This window comes from Streptosporangium sp. NPDC005286 (genome assembly GCF_040607515.1).
Classification (GTDB): Bacteria; Actinomycetota; Actinomycetes; order Streptosporangiales; family Streptosporangiaceae; genus Streptosporangium.
In genome coordinates, this window is sequence record NZ_JBEXGU010000186.1 from 1 (window position 1) to 18,069 (window position 18,069).

Here is an 18,069-nt window from a genome sequence, read left to right on the forward strand (position 1 = left end):
AACTTCTTGGGCCCCTGCGGGGTCCTGACCTTGCGGATCTCGAAGTCCATCGCACTCCCCGAGCTGGGGTGTTGCGACGACCACTAGAAGGGAAGCGGCCGGGAGGGCGCTCGCGCGTTCGCGCACCGTCAGCCGAGGTCCCTGCGCGGATACCGCTCGAACCGCTCGGGCAGCGGGAACGCGGGCTGCGTCGAGGCGCCGGCGACCCGCACCTGGCGGGTGTCCAGCAGCCAGCCCTGCTCCGACCGCACCAGCGTGTCGGTGTACCGCCCCCAGACGTGCAGCTGCTCGCCGCTCTCCACGCTCTCGTGCCAGGCGTAGACGTAGCTGACGGCCGATGCGGACGAGTCGCCGGAGAAACCCACCCGGATGTTCGATGCGTGGTGGTTGGTGGCGCGGTACCGGCCCAGCCGGTCGGTGAAGAGGGCGTGCAGCGTCTTCTTGCCGGTGAAGACCGCACCGTTGCCGTAGTCGAACGAGGCGCCTTCGGTGAAGAGGCCGGCCAATTCGTCCACCTCGCCGCGGTCCACCAGGTCGCAGTAGGCCAGCAGCACCTCGGTGACGGCCTCCTTGTCGGCCAGCCGCCGCAGCGACTCCTCGGTGAGACCACTCATCGGGCCACCTCCTCCACTCTGTTCTCCGCTCCGTCCGCGAACCCGCGGAGGATCTCAGCCAGCCGGTCGTCGTCGTCCACCGGCCACGGATGGTAGGAGGAGATCCGGTCCAGGCGGCCGGAGAACCGCTCCTTGCAGAGCTTCGGCATCTCCTCGGGTCGCCCCAGGACCGCGATGTGCCCGAGGAGGGTGTCGTCGATCAGATCGCCCATCCTGGCCCACTCGCCCGCGCGGGACAGCGCCTGTAGCTCGGGCTGCAGCTCCTCGTACCCGACCGAGGCGAGGACTCCGCGGTAGGCCGGGGTGGAGGCGTAGAAGGCGATCTGCTCCCGGGTCTTGCGCTTCATCTCTTCGAACTGCTCCTCGGTGTCACCCATCACCATGAAGATGGGGCAGTACAGCGAGACCTCTGACCGGTCGCGTGAGGCCGTCTCCATGCCGCGCCGCAGCGCGGGCAGGGTGACCTCGTCCAGGTAGGCCGTGGTGGTCATGCCGTGCAGGATCAGGCCGTCGCACAGCTCCCCGCCGAGTTCGGTCATCCTGTCCCCGACGGCGGCGATCATCACGGGGATGGCCAGGTCGTGGTGGGGCGGCGTGAACACCGGCGACATGAGGGTGTGCCGGTAGTGGGTGCCCTCGTAGTTCAGCTTCGACCCGGTGCGCCAAGCGGTCCAGATCGCGTTCATCGCGGTGAGGAAGTCGCGCATCCGCGCCACCGGGCTGCTCCACGGCATGGAGAAGCGCCGCTCGATGTGTGCCTGGATCTGGGTGCCCAGCCCCATGACGAATCGCCCGCCCGACAGTGCGGCCAGATCCCAGCCCAGGTAGGCGGTGGACATCGGATTGCGGGCGAAGGCGACGGCGATGGCGGTGCCGACCGTGGTCGTGGTGGTGGCGGTGAGGGCCGCCTGCGACTGCAGGAAGGCGTCGGTCACGCTCTCGCTGGCCCACAGGCCGTCGAAACCGACCCGCTCGGCCCGTGTGGCGATCGGGCCGCACACGGCGGCGGAGGAACCGATCATCCCGAGATCGATCTTCATCTGGCGTCCTTCGGTAGTCCCAGTACTCTCTCGCCCACCGCGTTGCGGAGGATCTCGTCGGTCCCGCCGCCGACCCGCAGGCCGGGCAGCCCGAGGGTCAGTTCCGACCAGGCGAACGTCCCCCACTCGCCGGTGTCGGCGATCATCGCGGTGCCGAGCACGTCGGAGGCGATATCGCCGGCCCTGCGCAGCAGGTCGACGAGGATCAGCTTCGACAGGGCGAGCTCGGGCCCCGGCACTCCGCCCTTGGCGGCGGCGAGCAGCCGGGTCGTGGTCTCGCGCGCCGCCCAGCTCCGGATGTGCAGGTCGGCCAGGGCGTCGCGGACGCGGGGGTCCCCGGCGGCGCCGGTGTGCCTGACCAGGTCGACCAGGCGGAACAGCAGCGCCTCGTCGATGCCGCTCTCCAGGCCGATCGCGCCGCGCTCGTTGAGCAGCACGTCGACCACCACCCGCCAGCCCTGGTCCACCTCGCCGAGGCGGTGGTCGTCGGGCACGTACACGTCGGTGAGGAACACCTCGTCGAAGGAGGCGCCGCCGGTCAGCTGCCGGATCGGGCGGATCTCGACGCCGGGGGCCCGCATGTCGACCAGGAAGGTGGACAGGCCGGCGTGCTTGGGCGCGTCGCGGTTCGTGCGCGCGATGCACAGCCCCAGGTCGCTGTAGTGAGCGCCGGAGCTCCAGACCTTCTGCCCGTTGAGGATCCACCCGTCGCCGTGCCGCTCCGCCCTGGTGCTGAGGCCGGCCAGGTCGGACCCCGCGCCTGGCTCGGAAAAGAGCTGGCAGGCGAGGAGCCGGGCGCTCCTGAGGCGGTGCAGGTATGTCTGCTTGAGGAACTCCGAGCCATGCTTCAGCAGCGCGGGGCAGAACGTCGAGACGCTGAATCTCGTGTAGCCGTCATCGGGCAGGTCGTACCGGGACTCCAGCTCGCGGAACCCGGTCGAGTAGTGCGTCGGTAGCTCGCGCCCGCCGTAGGCGGCCGGGCCGTCGATCCAGGCGAGCCTCACCCGGTCGAGGGCGGCGCGGTAGTCCTTGAGACGGGCGATCTCCTCCTCCTCGCCCTCGGCCCGCTCGGCGACGACGGAGACCCGGTCGTCGCCACGGCCCCAGACCGCTTGACCGGTCTCATCGGAGCGGCGGGTGGCGTAGGAGTCGAGGAACGCGACCGCCTCGCGGTGGAATTCGTCCTCGTCGGGTAGCCGGTTCATGGTCCTCCAACAGTTCAGCCCCGTCAAGCGTTTGCTTCAGCTGTTCGGGGCTGGCTATGCTAGCAAAGCAAATGCTTGATTTACATGCTTCGTGGGGTGAGCGTCCGCCCGGCCCGGGACCAAGAGGAACCTTGATGATCGGAATCACCGCCTACGGCGCCTACATCCCGGCCTACCGGCTCGACCGGAGTGAGATCGGCAGGTCTCTCGGGCTTCCGGGGCTGAAGGGCACCCGTTCGGTGGCCTCGCACGACGAGGACAGCACGACCCTCGCGGTGGAGGCGCTGCGGCGCGCCCTGCGGCGGTCGCCCGGCTTTCTCCCAGCCGAGCTCTGGTTCGCCAGCTCCCGCCCCGCCTACATGGAGCGGAGCAACGCCTCGGCGGTCGCCATGGCGCTCGGCCTGCCCGAGGAACTGGCGGCCTTCGACGCGTGCGGCTCCATTCGGTCCGGCGCGGGCGCCTTCCGCGCGGGCCTCAGGGGCGCCGGAGCCGTCGTCGCCCTGGCCGACCTGCGGTACGGACTTCCCGGTTCCGAGGACGAACTGCACGGCGGAGACGCCGCCGCGGCCTTCGCGATGGGGGAGAACCCGGTCGCCGAGCTGCTGGGCAGCGCGGTCCGCACCATGGAGCTGCTGGACCGCTGGCGCTCCCCGGGCGCGCTGCGCACCCGGTCCTGGGAGGAGCGCTTCGGCGTCGACGAATACCTGGAGCTGATCGAGGCGGTGACCGCGGAGGCGGCCAAGGAGGCAGGGCTCGAACCGTCCGAGATCGACCACGTGGTGATCAGCGGCCCGCACCTGCGCGCCGTACAGGCCGCGCGCAGGCGCTTCGGCGCGGACCAGCTCGCGGCCGGCCTGGCCGATGACACCGGCTACGCGGGCACCGCGGACTTCGGGCTGCGGCTCTGCGCCGCGCTGGACCGGGCCGAGCCCGGGCAGACGATCCTGGCCGTCCTGGCCGCGGACGGGGCCGACGCGTTCGTGTTCCGCGCCACGCCCGAGCTCGGCGCGTTCCGCGCGGCGGGTGCCTCCCCGGCGTCTTCCACGGTGTTCCCGCTTCGGTACGCCGACTACCTCACCTGGCGGGGCGTGCTGGACCGGGAGCCGCCGCGGCGTCCCGAGGTCAAGGCTCCCGCCCCGCCGGCGTCGTGGCGGACCATGCGCTGGAAGTTCTCCTTCACCGCGGCCCGCTGCACCGCCTGCGGGACCCGCAACCTCCCCCCGCGGCAGGTCTGCCTCGGCTGCGGGGCCGTCGACCAGGGTGAGCCCGCGCCCATGCGGGACCTGCTGGGCACCGTCGCGACATTCACCGACGACTGGCTCTCGGAGTCCGTGCAGCTGCCGGCCAAGGCGGTGGCCGTCGACTTCGACGGCGGTGGCCGGTTCGAGTTCGAGATGACCGACGCCCCCGGGCGTGAGGTGGCCATCGGGGATCGGGTCGCTCCTGTCTTCCGGCTCGCGAGCGTGGCGTCCAACGAGATCCGCAACTACATCTGGAAGGTTCACCCCTACAAGGAGGAGTCCTGATGCCCGCCCACGCTCTGCAGAACCCGGTGGCCATCGTAGGCATGAGCTGCACCAGATTCGGCGAGCTCTGGGGCCGGTCGGTGGACGACCTCCTGGTCGAGGCGACCCTCGGCGCCGTGCGGAGCGTCCCGGGCCTGGAGCTGGGCGACGTGGACGCCTACTGGCTGGGAACGATGACCTCCGGCGTCTCCGGCCTCACCCTGACCAGACCGATGAATATCAGCAACCGGCCGGTCACCCGGGTCGAGAACATGTGCGCCACCGGATCCGAGGCGTTCAGGAACGCCTGTTACGCGGTCTCCTCCGGCGCCTATGACACGGTGATGGCGGTGGGCGGGGAGAAGCTGAAGGATTTTGGTTTCTCCGGGCTGGAAATGCCCAGCGTGCCCAATGACGGTACGCCGCCGAATCTGAGCGCGCCCGCCATGTACTCGATGATCGTGCCGTCGTACGCGCGGCGTTATGGGATTTCCGAGGAACAGGTCAAAGAGGCCATGACACACATTGCATGGCGAAACCATGCCAATGGTGCACTAAACCCTCGGGCGCAGTTCCGTAAGAACGTCTCCAAGGAGGTCATCGCTCGCGCGCCGGCGATCGCCGGCAGGCTCAGTGTCTTTGACAGCTCCGGTGTCGCGGACGGCGGTGCGGCGGCGATCATCGTCCGGGCCGAGGACGCGCACAGGTACACCGACCGTCCGCTGTACGTGCACGCGCTCGCGCTGAGCGCGGGGGCCGCGACCGGGCGCAACGACGACCGGTACGACTACTGCGATCTGCCCGAGGTCGTCCACTCCAGCCAAACCGCCTATGAGCAGGCCGGCATCACCGACCCGGCCGGCCAGATCTCGCTGGCCGAGGTGCACGACTGCTTCACACCGACCGAGCTGGTGCTGATGGAGGAACTCGGCTTCTCGGCGCGCGGACAGGCGTGGCGGGATGTCCTGGCGGGTCGCTATGACCTGGGTGGCGCGCTGCCGGTCAATCCGGACGGGGGGCTGAAGAGTTTCGGCCACCCTGTCGGCGCGAGCGGCCTGCGGATGCTCTTCGAGATGTGGCAGCAGTTCCGGGGTGAGGCCGGTGAGCGCCAAGTCGCGAATCCCGCCTTCGGACTAGTGCAAAATCAAGGAGGTAGTCCCGGCGCGCTCGTGAGCGCCGTCTCGATCGTGTCCAGTCAGGCACCCTGAGTCGGCGTGATATACGCGCCTGAAGATTTCGCCCCATGTTCAGTTGAGGTAGGACGAGTCGATGACCCCTCCAGGAAAGACCACCAAGAGTGTTTCCCAGACACGGCGAAGGTCGATGGGATCGCCCGCCGGACAGGCGCGTAAGGAAAGCGTTCTGCTCGCCGCCTCCAAGGTCTTCGCCGAGAAGGGCTTCGCCAACGCGACAGTGCGGGACGTGGCCGACGAGGCGAACATGCTTTCGGGGAGCCTCTACTACTATTTCGACTCCAAAGAGGCGATCGTCGAGCAGGTGCTCGTCGACTACCTCGGCGTGATCATCCGGGAGTACCAGTCCGCGGTGGCGGAGGCCGCCGATCCCTCCGAGGCGCTGACCGGGCTGATGGCGAGGGCGCTGCGGAGCCTGGTCCGCAACCGCAACGAGGTCCTGATCCTGCAGAACGACTGGTCCTACGTGCAGGACTTCCCCTCCATCGTCGACCGCCAGCATGAGGTCGAGCGGATCTGGATAGACGTCATCCAGGCGGGCATGGACAGGGGCGCGTTCCGCGGCGAGTTCAGCGCGCGGATGGTCTACCGGACCGTGATGGGCGCCGTCCAGGCGGTCATCCGCTGGTTCGACCCGGCGGGTTCCGTGACCATCGACGAGCTGATCGAGATCGAGACCGTGCTGCTCCTGCGCGGCGTGCAGGTCCCGTGAGTCGCTGACCTCGCTGACCGGGCGGGGCAGGGGGCCTTCCCGTCGCTCCCCCCGGGCCGCGTTCGGTGGCTCCGGAATCGGATCGCGGCAGTCCGGGAAGAAAATGAAGCAACTGCTTGCTTGAAATCATGAAAGGACACGCATGCGGGTGGACGCAGACCTCCGTGCAGAGTTCGGGGACACCGTCGGGCGGTTCCTCGATGCCCACAGTCCGGCCGAGGTCAGCCGCGTCTCCCGCGGAGGGGCCGAGGAGCCGCTGTGGCGGGCCTTCGCCGAGGAACTGGGCATCCTCGGCCTTTTGCTGGACGAGGACGCGGGCGGCCAGGGCGGGTCGATCGCCGACCTGGGCACGGCGCTGATCGAGGCCGGACGGGTCGGGCTGCCGGCATCGCTCCTCGTGACGGCCGGCCTGGCGGTGCCGCTGCTGGGGCGGGCGGGCGTCGAGCGGAATCGCGGCCTCCTGGACGAGATCGTGGCCGGGCGCGCGGTCGTGGCCCTGGCGCTGCACGAGGACTCCGCAGGGACCGACCTCGCCTCCCCGGGCACCGAGGCGGAGCGTGCGGACGGCGGCTGCCGAGTCTCCGGGCTCAAGCGATTCGTCGCCGCGGGTGGAGAGGCGACGCACTTTGTCGTCCTGGCCCGCGCCGCGGGAGCCACCGCGCCGCAGGAAGCCTGCCTGGTACTCGTCGAGCGCGGCGCCGACGGCCTCGCCGTCGAGCCGATGAAGGCGCTGGACGACAGCCGGGACCTGGCAGTGCTCAGGATGGACCGCGTCCCCGGGCGCGTGCTGGCCGAGGGGGCCGAGGCGGCCGCCCTGGCCTCTCGGGCGTTCACCGAAGGGGCGCTGCTGACCGCGGCGGACGCTCTGGGCATCGGCGAGCGGTGCCTGTGGCTGGCCATCGACTATGCCAAGACGCGCACCCAGTTCGGGCGGGCCATCGGGTCCTTCCAGGCGATCAAGCACAAGCTGGCCGACATGTACGCGGAGACGCAGTCGGCGAGGTCGGCGGTGGAGTCCGCGCTCGACCAGGCCGCCGCCGCGGAGCCGGGCTGGGAGAACGCCGCCTCCATGGCGAAGGCGCGAGCCTCGGACGCGGTGCTGCACGTGGTCAGGGAGGCGATCCATGTTCACGGCGGGATCGGGTTCACCTGGGAGCACGAGCTCTCCCACCACTTCCGACGGGCGCTGACCGACTTCTCCCTCTTCGGCACCCCCACGTACCACCGCGAGATCGTCGCCCGGAACCTCGGAGTCTAGACATGTCCGATATACCGTCCAGTGTCGTCCTGCGTGAGGTGGGTCCGCGCGACGGGCTCCAGAACGAACTCCCGGTGCCCACCATCCGCAAGGCGGAGCTGATCGCGGCACTGGGCACGACCGGTCTGTCGCGTATCGAGGCCGTGGCGTTCGTGCACCCCAGAGCCATCCCGCAGATGGCGGACGCCTCCGAGGTGTGGGGTGCGGTGGAACCGGTCGCGGGCATCGAGTACTCGGCGCTGGTGCCCAACCTGCGCGGGGCGCAGCGTGCCCTGGCCGAGGGCTTCACCGACCTGGAGATCATGGTCTCGGCGTCGGAGACGCACAACCTGCGCAACGTGAACCGCACTCCGGAGCAGTCGCTCGACGGGATCGCCGAGGTCGTCGACTTCGCCCACGGCAATGGCGCCACCTGCCAGGTGATCGTCGCCACCGCGTTCGGCTGCCCCTACGAGGGTGAGGTCGCAGCGGAGCGCGTCGCCGCGTTCGCGCTGCGCGCCGTCGCCGACGGGGCCGACTCGATCTGCTTCGGCGACACCACGGGGATGGGCTCGCCACCCCGGGTACGCCGGATCGTGGGCCTCTTCCGCGACCAGGCGCCCGATGCCCGGGTCGCCCTGCACTTCCACGACACCCGGGGCACCGGCATGGCCAACCTGGTCGCGGGCCTGGAGTCCGGCGTCACCGAGTTCGACGCGAGCGTCGGCGGCCTGGGCGGATGCCCCTACGCCCCGGGGGCGAGCGGCAACATCGCCACCGAGGAAGCGGTCTACCTGCTCCAGGAACTGTCCGTGGACACGGGCGTCGACCTGGACGCGCTGCTGGAGGTCGCCGACCTCGCCCAGCGGATCGTCGGCCGCGAACTGGCGTCGCGCCTCCTCAAGGCGGGCCCGCGATCCCGGCTCGCCGCATCCTGACCCCACGTTGACCAGACCGGAGAACAGCATGCCCCTGGATCCCGCCTACATCGGCAGTACGGTCGGCCCTTTCGAGATCGAGTGGACCGCCCGCGAGTCGCTGCTGTACGCGCTCGCCGTCGGAGCCGGGGCGCGGGACCCGGGCGGCGAGCTCCAGTTCACCACGGAGAACAGCACCGGCGTCCGCCAGCAGGTCGTCCCGAGCTTCGCCGTGCTCATCGGTCATATCGGCGGACTGCCCGAGGTCGGCTCCTACGACCCGGGCAAGGCCGTCCACGCCGAACAGCACTTCCTGCTGGAGCGCCCGTTGCCACCCGAGGGCAGGGCGGTGTCCACGACCACGGTCACCGACATGTGGGACAAGGGAAGGGACGCCCTGCTCTGGACCGAGACCCGCACGGCCGACGCCGCCACCGGGGAACCGCTCGCGGTCTCCCGCTCCTGCGCCTACCTGGGCGGGGCCGGCGGCTTCGGCGGGGAGCGCGGCCCCCGGTCGGAGTGGGCGGCGCCGGACCGCGAGCCGGACGTCGTGGTGAGCATGCCCACCCGGCCCGACCAGGCGCTCCTGTACCGGCTCACCGGGGATCGCAACCCGCTCCACTCCGATCCGGTCTTCGCCGGGAAGTACGGGTTCCCGCGACCGATCCTGCATGGCCTGTGCACCTACGGCTTCACCGCCCGCGCCATCGTGAACGGGCTCTGCGACGGGGACGCCTCCCGGTTGAGGGGCATGTCAGGGCGCTTCAGCCGACCGGTGACGCCGGGAGACACCCTTTCCGTGGCGCTCTGGCGTGACGGCGCCGACGTCCGTTTCCTGACCTCGACCGAGGAGGGCGGCACGGTCATCGACCGCGGCGGCGCCCTTCTGGACGCTTAACGGCGGCACCGGCCACCGAAGGCCAGGGTGAACCGGCCTCCCGACCGCCACTCCCACCGAAAAACCGCGTTGACCTCTTGCTTTTCCAATATCACGTCTCGCATAATCAAACAGTTGCTTTAAAGCAAGCGTTTGCTTTAAAGGCGGGGGTCCGGTTGTTGGGGGCCTAGCCCAGGAGGGTAAGCAGTGTCTCGTCTCAAGAGTGCAAGGAGAGGTTCGAGCCTCGCTGTCATCAGCGCGGCCCTCTCCGTCATGATGATTCTCACGTCGTGCGGTTCGTCGGGTGGCAGTGGGCCGGACGAAGGCCAGGTCTACAAGGTGGGCTTCCCCGCCCTGCTCAGCGGCGCCGCCGCGTTCGCGGGCAAGCCCATCGCAAACGGTGCCGAGCTCGCCGCGGAGGAGATCAACCAGACCGGGTTCCTCGGCGAGGGCGCGACCGTCGAGCTGAAGGTGGAGGACATCAAGTCCGACCCGGCCAAGGCGATCGCCCTCTACCGGCAGTACGTCGCCGACGGTGCGTCCGGCGTGCTGTGCTGCGGCCTGTCCAGTGAGGCCGGGGCCCTGGCGCCGGTCATCAGGCAGAGCAAGACGCCCGGGGTCGTCACCTCGGCGATCCTGGACGGGCTCGCCTCTCCGCCCGACCTGTTCCGCCCCGTCATCCTGCCGTCCACGCCGGGCGGCGTGTACGACAAGTTCGTCGACAACATGGTGAAGGCGGAGGGCTACAAGACCGCCGTCCTGGTCGTCAACGGCGACAACGACGCCATGGTCGCCGACGGCAAGGTCTGGAAGAGCGCGATGGAGCGCAACGGCGTTCAGGTGCTCGACACCGTCTCGACCAGCGCCGCCGACCGGGACTTCACCGCGCCCGCCGCGCAGATCGAGGCCAAGAAGCCGGACGTCGTGATCAGCAGCATGCTCGGCCTGTCGTCCTCGCTGCTGGCCAGGTCGCTGCGCGAGCGCGGCTACGACAAGCGGATCCTGTCCAGCTACGGTGCCTCGGGCCCGGTCCTGTTCGAGACCGGCGGGGCCGGCCTGAAGGGCCTCGCGTTCGCCACCCCCTTCGCCGCGGGTCATTCGGCCAATGAGACCGCCAAGAAGTTCACCGACCTCTACACCAAGAAGTTCGGCGCCGAGCCCGACATGTTCGCGGCCCAGGGCTACACCGCGATGTGGCTGCTGGCGGAAGGCCTCAAGAAGTCCGGCGACCCGTCGCCCGAGGCGGTCGGCAAGGCGCTGTCGCAGATCACCACCCAGGACACCGTCTACGGCCAGCTCCGTTACGAGAACGGCCAGGCGGTCCTGGACGATCCCGGTGTCTACCTCGAGTGGACCGGCGACGGGAAGCTCGCCCTGCTGAACCCCGCAGGCTGAGCTCCGAGAGCGGAGGAACGTTCCAATGGAGTACGGCGTAGCGTGCGACATCACGGTCGGCGGGCCCGGCCTGCCCGGTGAGATCGAGGCGGCCGCCGCGGCGGCCGAGGCCGCGGGCCTCGCGTCGTGGTGGGCGGTCGGCGACCGAGAGCAGATCGGTGGCGGACACGACGCGGTCCTCGGGCTGCAGTGCGCGGCCCGGGCGACCGGTTCGATCCGCCTCGGGCTGAGCGGGGACATCCTCTCCGTGCGGGGTCCGGCACTGCGGGCCAAGCAGGTCGCCACGCTGGACTGGTTCGCCGGCGGCAGGCTGGAATACGGGCTGGACCTCGGGGAGGTGCCGCTCGCTCTGGGCGGCGCCCCCGGCGGGGACACGCTTGGCACGACGTCGGAGTACCTGGCGGCGATGCGGGCCCTGTGGTCGCAACGCCGTGCCTCCCACCAGGGCGACCGCGTCGCGTTCAGCGGCGCGATCGCCCTGCCCCGGCCGGTCGGCGGCGGACCCGGCATCCATGTGCGCCACGGCGGCGAGGACGTGCTGCGGCTGCTGGCCCGCGAGGCGGACGGGTGGCTCGGCTGGCTGCTGACGCCCGCCGACCTCCCCGGCGCCCTCGCCCTGCTTGCCAGGACCCTCGGTGACGCGGGTCGCGACCAGGGTGAGGTCAGACGCACCTGGTTCGTCCCCGAGCAGGAGATCGGTCCGGCGCGCGAGCTGCTGACCCGCGACCCCTCCATCCGGGTCGACGAACTGGTCGCGGTCTACGGCGACCTGCCCTCGCCCGAGCGGCTGCGCGCCCTCGCCGGGGCCTGACCCGGCCCCGCGCGAACCTCACGCGTGCGCCCTCGCACGACGGCTTGAAACGGCTCTCCACACGACGACGAGATCGGAAGGAGCGGCGATGGAGATCGGTCTGGTGGACCTGTTCGACGGGTCCGCGCAACGGGACCTGGCATATATGCGCACGTTCGCGCTGACCGCCGAGGCGGCGGGCTTCTCCGCGCTGTGGCTGCCTGAGCACCTGGTCTTCTTCGAGGAGTACGAGTCGGCCTACCCTTACCCGGCCGCTCCCAGCTCGGCCAACCCCGATGTGGTCGAGGTCCACAAGTACGGCGACGCCGCCGCGACCGCGCCCCGGGTGGAGGCGGCCCAGGAGCAGGGGCTGCTCGACGTGCTCCAGGCGGCCGCCGAACTGTGCCGCCACACCACGCGGCTGCGCGTCGGCTCCTCGGTGCTGCTGCTGCCGATGCGCGACCCGCGCCTCCTGGTCAGGGAACTGGCCACACTCGACCTGTTCACCGGCGGACGCTTCGACATGGGGGTGGGAGTCGGCTGGTCGGCGGAGGAGTTCGCCGCCGCCGGGGTACCCTTCGCCGAGCGCGGCGCCCGGTGCGAGAGCAACCTGGCTCGCGTCTCCGAGCTCTGGGGCCGTACCGGTGACGAGCCGGGGGTGCCCGCCATGCCCGACACGGGCCGGCCGCTGCCGCGCATCCTGGTGGGCGGCCATTCGAAGGCGGCCATCCGCCGCGCGGCCAGGTACGCCGGCGGCTGGTATCCGTGGAACCTCACCACCGGGGACTTCTCCCGCCACCTGGCCGAGGTCGAGGCGGGGCTGCGGGAGAACGGCCGCTCCCGGGAGGACTTCCACGTCGTCGCCGGCCTCCGGTTCCACGGCGCTCTCGCCGAGCTACGCCCGATGGTGGAGCGCTACCTCGAACTCGGAGCGAACGGAGTGAACCTCTCCCTGCGCATGACACCCGAGAACTATGGAGATGTAATGCACGAGATCTCGCAGGCACTGGGGCTTGCGGTATGAGCTTGCGAAACGGTGCCGCCGCGCCCGACACCGAGGCGTTCCGCGCGCAGGTGCGCGGTTGGCTGGAGGAGCACGTGCCGCGCGGACCACTGGGGTCCTGGACGAGCCCGGAGGGGTTCGAGCAGCACCGGGAGTGGGAGCGAGTGCTCTTCGAGGGCGGTTACGCGGCGATCGACTGGCCCGAGGAGTACGGCGGCCGCGGCGCCGACCTCTTCCACACCATCGCCTTCGCCGAGGAGTACTACCGGGCCGGGGCGCCCGCCCGGGTCAACATGGGCGGCCTGTACCTGCTCGGCCCGATCCTGATGCGCTACGGCACGGAGGAGCAGCGCAGGCGCTGGATCCCGCGGCTGCTGTCCTGCGAGGACATCTGGTGCCAGGGGTTCAGCGAGCCCGATTCCGGCTCCGACCTGGCCTCGCTGCGCACGCAGGCGGTCCGCGAGGGCGACGAGTTCGTCGTCAACGGCCAGAAGACCTGGACGTCGTTCGGCGGCTTCGCCGACTGGATATTCGCGCTGGTGCGCACCGATCCCGAGGCGGGCAGGGAGAAGAAGCACCGGGGGATCACCTTCCTCTGCATCGACCTGCGCTCCCCCGGGGTGGAGGTCCGCCCGCTGGCCATGGTGGACGGGACGAAGGGCTTCGCCGAGGTCTTCTTCACCGACGTCAGGGTGCCCGTCGCGAACGCGGTGGGGGAGATCGGCGACGGCTGGCGGGTCGCGATGTCCACGCTCGGCTTCGAGCGCGGCGCCGTCTTCGGCGACCACGCCAAGTACTCCGCCGACGTCGAGTCGTTCGCGGAGCTGGTGCGGGCGCGTGGTCTTGATGACGACCCGCTCGCCCTGGACGAACTGGGGCGGCTCTTCGTCGAGACCGAAGTGTACCGGGCCAACGTCTACCGGCTCGCCGAGCTGTCGGAGAACGGCGTCAACCTCGACCTGCAGGCCAGCATCAACAAGCTGTACTGGACCGAGACGCAACACCACATCTTCGCCGCGGGCCTGGACCTGATGGGCGGGCTCGGCACCATGGGCGGCGGCTCGTCCGTGGTGCGAGAGGCGCTCACCCCACAGGCCGCCCGCGTCTGGGCGGACTGGCACCACCGGTACTGGTACGCGCGCGCCGCCATGATCTTCGGGGGGACCTCCGAGATCCAGCGGAACATCATCAGCGAACGCCTCCTGGAGCTGCCGATGGAGCCCCGACGATGACCACACCTGCGATGAACATTCCGCTCGACGAAGAGCAGCTGGAACTCCTCAAGGCGACCCGCCGGCTGCTGGAGGAGCACGCGGGCGAGGACCACCTGCGCCGGTGCCTGGACTCCGACGCCGCCCACGACGCGGAGCTGTGGGGGCGCCTGGCGGACCTGGGCCTGACCTCGGTCCTGCTGGACGAGCGGTGGGGCGGGGTGGGCCTGGCGGAGCACGTGCTCGCGCCCGTGCTGCACGTTCTGGGGGAGTTCGCCGTGCCCGAGCCCTTCCTGGAGACCGCGGTCGTCGCCGGCCCGCTGATCCAGGAGGCGGCGCCCGCGGATTTCGCGGCGGCCTGGCTGCCCCGCATCGCCTCCGGTGACGCGCTGGTGGCGGTCTCGTTCGGTGAGCGCACCCCCGTCGCGCTGGAGGCCGGTCAGGCCGACCTGCTGCTCGTCTGCGAGAGCGGTGGCGTACGCGCCCTGGAGAAGGGGGCGTTCACCGCGGAGTGGCAGGAGGCGGTCGATCCGCTCTATCCGCTCTACCGGGTCGCCTGGGACGCCGCGGACGGGCAGGTGATCAGCCGGGATGCCGCCGCGGTCGAACGGGCCTGGACGCGGGCCGTGGCCGGCGCCGCGTGCCTGCTCACCGGCGTGAGCCGGCACCTGCTCGACGTGACGGTCGACTACGTGAAGGTGCGCAGGCAGTTCGGCCGGCCCGTCGGATCGTTCCAGGCGGTGAAACACAAGCTGGCGAACGTCGCCACGGTGGTGGACCTGGCGGGTGCCGCCTCGATGGCCGCGTTTCGGGACACCGGCGCCTCGGACGCCGCCGTGCGGGCCGCGGTCGCCAAGGCGTACGCGGGTGAGGCGGCGAAACCGGCCGACCTGGAGGCGCTCCAGTTGCATGGCGGGATCGGGTTCACCTGGGAGTACGGGTTGCAGTTCTGGCTCAAGCGTTCGATGTCGCTGTCCGCCGCCTTCGGGACCGCCAGAGAGCACCGGCGCGCGCTCGCCGAGATGGTGGTCGCCCGTGCGGGAGGGCGGCGATGAGCACCGGGGACCTGGGGTTCTGGCGGATCGCCGAGCGCTTCCCCGATCGGATCGCCGCCGTCGCGCCGGACGGCTCATCGGTCACCGCGGGCGAGCTGCTGGCCCGGGTGAACCGGATCACGCGGCTGCTGCGCGGCCTGGGCCTGCGGCCCGGCGACCGGGTGGCGCTGGTGGCCGCGAACGAGATCGCGGCCCTGGAGACGGTCCTGGCCTGCCAGCAGGCCGGGTGGTACCTGATCCCGGTCAACACCGCGCTCAGCGCCGGTGAGATCGCGTACATCATGGGCGACTGCGCGCCGGGCGCCGTGGTGACCTCCCCGCGGTACGCGGACACCGTGCGGGCCGCGCTCGACGAGGTGGGTCTCGCCGGGGAGCGGCGTTTCTCCACCCTGCCCGCCGAGGGTTTTCGCCTGCTGGAGGAGGCCGCCGCTCCGTTCTCCGCCGACCGGGTCGAGGACCGCGTGTCCGGTGCCTTCATGGCCTACACCTCGGGCACCACGGGCCGTCCCAAGGGCATCAGCCGGGCGCTGGCCGGTGGCGACCCCGATGATGTCCTCGGCGCCGGGGCGCTTTGGCAACTGGGCATGTTCGACGTCGAGCCGCTCGGAGACGGCACCCATCTGGTGACCTCCCCGCTGTCGCACACCGCCGTGAACGGGCTGGCCCTGGCGTCGCTGCACCTGGGGCACCGGGTGGTGCTGATGGAGCGGTTCGACGCGGCCGGGATGCTCCGGCTCATCCAGGAGGAGCGGGTGACCACGACGCACGTCGTGCCCACCCAGATGCACCGGCTGCTCGCGCTCGACCCCGAGGTACGCGCGTCGTTCGACGTGTCGAGCATGCGCAACCTGATCCACGGCGCGGGCCCCTGCCCGCCCGCGGTGAAGCGCGGGATCATCGACTGGTTCGGCCCGGTGGTGTACGAGTACTACGGCGCCAGCGAGGCCGCGGGGACCGTCATCGACTCCCGCGAGTGGCTGGCCAGGCCCGGCAGCGTCGGCAGGGCCCAGCCCGGCGCCGGCGTCCGGATCATGGACGATCACGGGCGCGAGCCGGGTCCCGGAGAGAAGGGCCGGGTCTACCTGGAGATGGGCCCCAGGGCCTTCGAATACCACGGCGACCCGGAGAAGACCCGCTCAAGCGTGACCGACGGCTACGTGACGGTGGGTGATCTCGGCTACCTCGACGAGGACGGATACCTCTTCCTGCTCGGCCGGACCGCCGAGGTCATCGTCTCCGGCGGGGTCAACGTCTATCCGGCCGAGGTGGAGGCGGCGCTGCTGGAACACCCCGACATCGCCGACGCCGCTGTCATCGGCATCCCCGACCAGGAGTGGGGTGAGATCGTCTGCGCGGTGATCCAGCCCATGGACGGGGCGCGTGAACGCGCCGCCGAGCCGGACTTCGGCGACGAGATCATCCGGTTCTGCCGGGAGCGGATCGCGCGGTTCAAGGTGCCCCGCCGGATCGAGACGGTGGAGACGCTGCCGCGCGGCGCCAACGGAAAACTCCGCAAGCACCTGCTGCCCCAGGCAGCGGGAGGAGCCGGCGAGCCCTCCGGCGGGCCGGTGGAAACGGACGGGAGGCGATCCGGATGAGCACGAAACCCCTGCCGCTGCCCACCCCTGACACCGCGGGCTTCTTCGAGGCCGTCGACGGGGGTGAGCTCAAGGTGCCGCGCTGCCGCGAGTGCGGCGACTTCTTCCTCTATCCGCGCGCGTACTGCCCGGCGTGCATGTCGGACCAGGTCGCGCTCGAACCGGTCTCCGGCGTGGCCACGCTGGAGTCGTACGTGGTCAACCACCGCGCCGCGCCCGGGTTCGAGGGCGAGGTGCCGTACGTGGTCGCGCTCGTCAGGCTGGCCGAGGGGCCCAGACTGCTCGCCACCGTCACCGGAGCCGGTGAGGCGGGGAGCGGGCTCGTCATCGACGGTGAGCTCGAAGTGGTCTTCGAACAGCGGGGTGAGCGGAAGGTCGCCGGATTCCGGCCAAGAAAGGATGAGGGATGAGCCTCCGAGGCAAGATCGCCATCGTCGGTGCCGCCGAGACGGACCGCATCGGCAAGGTCCCCGACATGTCCGCGCTGGAGCTGCACGCCCAGGCGGCCGTCAACGCGCTGCGCGACGCGGGCCTCACCGCGGCCGACGTCGACGGCGTCGCGTCCGCCGGTGAGTCTCCGATCGACGTGGCCGACTACCTGGGGATCGTCCCGGAATATCTGGACGGCACGAACGTCGGCGGCAGTTCGTTCATGCTGCACGTGCGGCACGCCATGGCCGCCATCGTGTCCGGGCTCTGCACGACCGTGCTGGTCACGCATGGTGAGTCCGGGCGCTCCCGGGTGGGCATGGTGCCGTGGGCGCCCGCGCCGCAGTCGTACATGGCGCAGTTCGAGGTCCCGCACGGCCCGATCGGGGCGCCGTCGCTGTTCCCGATCGGCGTACGCCGCTATATGCACACGTACGGGATGACCAGGGAGCAGCTCGCCATGGTCCCGGTCGTGCAGCGCCAGTGGGCGGCGGGTAACCCCCGCGCCAGGCTGCGCGACCCGATCACCGTCGAGGACGTGCTCGCGTCGCCCGTGATCGCCGACCCCATCCACCTGCTGCACTGCTGCCTGGTGACCGATGGCGGCGGCGCCCTGGTGCTGACCTCGGCCGAGCGGGCCCGCGACCTCGGCTCCGCGTCGCCGCCGGTCTACGTGCTGGGCGCGGGGGAGTCGAGCGAGTCCTCGGTCGTCTCCGGGCTGCGCGACCTGACGTCGTCCCGCGCCATCGAGATGGGCGGGGCGGCCGCCATGCGGCAGGCCGGGATCTCGCACGACGACGTGGACCATCTGATGATCTACGACGCGTTCGCGCACGTTCCGGTGTACGGACTGGAAGACCTCGGTTTCGTGAAGCGGGGCGAGGCGCCGGCGTTCATCGCCGAGGGGAACACCGCGCCCGGTGGGTCGCTGCCGATGAACACCAACGGCGGCGGGCTCTCCTACACCCACACCGGTATGTACGGCATGTTCGCGATCCAGGAGTCGGTGCGCCAGGTCCGCGGAACGGCGGCGGCGCAGGTCCCCGGGGTCGATGTCAGCCTCGCCACCGGGGTCGGCGGCATGTTCATGAGCTCGGGCACACTGGTTCTGGGCAGCGACCGCACGCTCTGATCTGCGGCATGTGCATGTCCTGGGCAGCGACTGCACGCTCTGATCTGTGGCGTGTGCATGAGCTCGGGCAGGCTGGTTCTGGGTAGCGACCGTACGCTCTGAGCGGTGGCGCGTGCGGAAACGGCGGGGGCGGGCACCGAACGGTGCCAGATCGGA

Annotated in this window: 17 protein-coding genes; 14 read left to right on the plus strand and 3 right to left on the minus strand. The window is 70.7% G+C overall.

Annotation, left to right across the window (positions count from 1 at the left end; all coding sequences use genetic code 11):
- Nucleotides 1-128 precede the first annotated feature (128 nt).
- The 3 genes from ABZU75_RS39420 to ABZU75_RS39430 are packed head-to-tail and all read right to left on the minus strand — an operon-like array spanning nt 129 to nt 2,859.
- A complete protein-coding gene (locus tag ABZU75_RS39420) occupies nt 129-614 on the minus strand; it encodes a nuclear transport factor 2 family protein (protein WP_355566202.1) in 486 nt (161 codons plus the stop codon).
- Nucleotides 611-1,654 carry a TIGR03617 family F420-dependent LLM class oxidoreductase gene (locus ABZU75_RS39425; RefSeq protein ID WP_350965252.1) on the minus strand — a complete coding sequence of 348 codons (1,044 nt, stop codon included), beginning with the start codon at nt 1,652-1,654 and terminating at the stop codon, nt 611-613. Before ABZU75_RS39425 ends, ABZU75_RS39420 begins: the two co-directional genes overlap by 4 nt.
- Complete coding sequence (locus tag ABZU75_RS39430; protein ID WP_355566207.1) at nt 1,651-2,859, minus strand: acyl-CoA dehydrogenase family protein; 1,209 nt, start codon at nt 2,857-2,859, stop codon at nt 1,651-1,653. The genes ABZU75_RS39425 and ABZU75_RS39430 overlap by 4 nt, the downstream gene beginning before the upstream one ends.
- 134 nt (nt 2,860-2,993) lie before the next feature.
- Between ABZU75_RS39430 and ABZU75_RS39435 the strand changes: the two genes are divergently transcribed.
- The 14 genes from ABZU75_RS39435 (at nt 2,994) to ABZU75_RS39500 (ending at nt 17,913) form a co-directional block, all read left to right on the plus strand.
- Entirely contained in the window at nt 2,994-4,385 is a 1,392-nt protein-coding gene (locus ABZU75_RS39435) for a hydroxymethylglutaryl-CoA synthase (protein WP_355566210.1), read from the plus strand.
- Nucleotides 4,385-5,572 (plus strand): acetyl-CoA acetyltransferase, encoded by a 1,188-nt coding sequence (locus ABZU75_RS39440; RefSeq protein WP_350910976.1) that lies wholly within the window; start codon nt 4,385-4,387, stop codon nt 5,570-5,572. The genes ABZU75_RS39435 and ABZU75_RS39440 overlap by 1 nt, the downstream gene beginning before the upstream one ends.
- A gap of 115 nt (nt 5,573-5,687) precedes the next feature.
- A complete protein-coding gene (locus ABZU75_RS39445) occupies nt 5,688-6,269 on the plus strand; it encodes a TetR/AcrR family transcriptional regulator (protein ID WP_355566214.1) in 582 nt (193 codons plus the stop codon).
- A 142-nt stretch (nt 6,270-6,411) separates the two neighbouring features.
- The gene (locus ABZU75_RS39450) at nt 6,412-7,527 is read left to right on the plus strand and encodes an acyl-CoA dehydrogenase (RefSeq protein ID WP_355566217.1); all 1,116 of its coding nucleotides are present in this window, start codon (nt 6,412-6,414) and stop codon (nt 7,525-7,527) included.
- A gap of 2 nt (nt 7,528-7,529) precedes the next feature.
- Nucleotides 7,530-8,444, plus strand: a complete 915-nt coding sequence (locus tag ABZU75_RS39455; RefSeq protein ID WP_355566220.1) for a hydroxymethylglutaryl-CoA lyase — start codon at nt 7,530-7,532, stop codon at nt 8,442-8,444.
- Between the two features lie 28 nt (nt 8,445-8,472).
- Entirely contained in the window at nt 8,473-9,321 is an 849-nt protein-coding gene (locus ABZU75_RS39460) for a MaoC/PaaZ C-terminal domain-containing protein (RefSeq protein WP_355566223.1), read from the plus strand.
- 252 nt (nt 9,322-9,573) lie between these two features.
- Nucleotides 9,574-10,695, plus strand: a complete 1,122-nt coding sequence (locus ABZU75_RS39465) for an ABC transporter substrate-binding protein (protein WP_355566226.1) — start codon at nt 9,574-9,576, stop codon at nt 10,693-10,695.
- Nucleotides 10,696-10,720: 25 nt separating this feature from the next.
- Nucleotides 10,721-11,506: an LLM class flavin-dependent oxidoreductase gene (locus ABZU75_RS39470; protein ID WP_350910987.1), complete on the plus strand. Its 786-nt coding sequence runs from the start codon at nt 10,721-10,723 to the stop codon at nt 11,504-11,506.
- Nucleotides 11,507-11,594: 88 nt separating this feature from the next.
- Complete coding sequence (locus ABZU75_RS39475; protein WP_355566229.1) at nt 11,595-12,509, plus strand: LLM class flavin-dependent oxidoreductase; 915 nt, start codon at nt 11,595-11,597, stop codon at nt 12,507-12,509.
- Nucleotides 12,506-13,720 carry an acyl-CoA dehydrogenase family protein gene (locus tag ABZU75_RS39480; RefSeq protein WP_355566232.1) on the plus strand — a complete coding sequence of 405 codons (1,215 nt, stop codon included), beginning with the start codon at nt 12,506-12,508 and terminating at the stop codon, nt 13,718-13,720. Before ABZU75_RS39475 ends, ABZU75_RS39480 begins: the two co-directional genes overlap by 4 nt.
- Nucleotides 13,717-14,754, plus strand: coding sequence for an acyl-CoA dehydrogenase family protein (locus ABZU75_RS39485; RefSeq protein ID WP_355566235.1), 1,038 nt, complete (start codon nt 13,717-13,719; stop codon nt 14,752-14,754). The genes ABZU75_RS39480 and ABZU75_RS39485 overlap by 4 nt, the downstream gene beginning before the upstream one ends.
- Nucleotides 14,751-16,352, plus strand: a complete 1,602-nt coding sequence (locus tag ABZU75_RS39490) for an AMP-binding protein (RefSeq protein ID WP_355566238.1) — start codon at nt 14,751-14,753, stop codon at nt 16,350-16,352. Before ABZU75_RS39485 ends, ABZU75_RS39490 begins: the two co-directional genes overlap by 4 nt.
- Entirely contained in the window at nt 16,349-16,762 is a 414-nt protein-coding gene (locus tag ABZU75_RS39495) for an OB-fold domain-containing protein (protein WP_355566241.1), read from the plus strand. The genes ABZU75_RS39490 and ABZU75_RS39495 overlap by 4 nt, the downstream gene beginning before the upstream one ends.
- On the plus strand, nt 16,759-17,913 hold the full coding sequence (locus tag ABZU75_RS39500; protein ID WP_355566244.1) for a thiolase: 1,155 nt from the start codon (nt 16,759-16,761) through the stop codon (nt 17,911-17,913). The genes ABZU75_RS39495 and ABZU75_RS39500 overlap by 4 nt, the downstream gene beginning before the upstream one ends.
- The last annotated feature ends 156 nt before the right edge of the window (nt 17,914-18,069 follow it).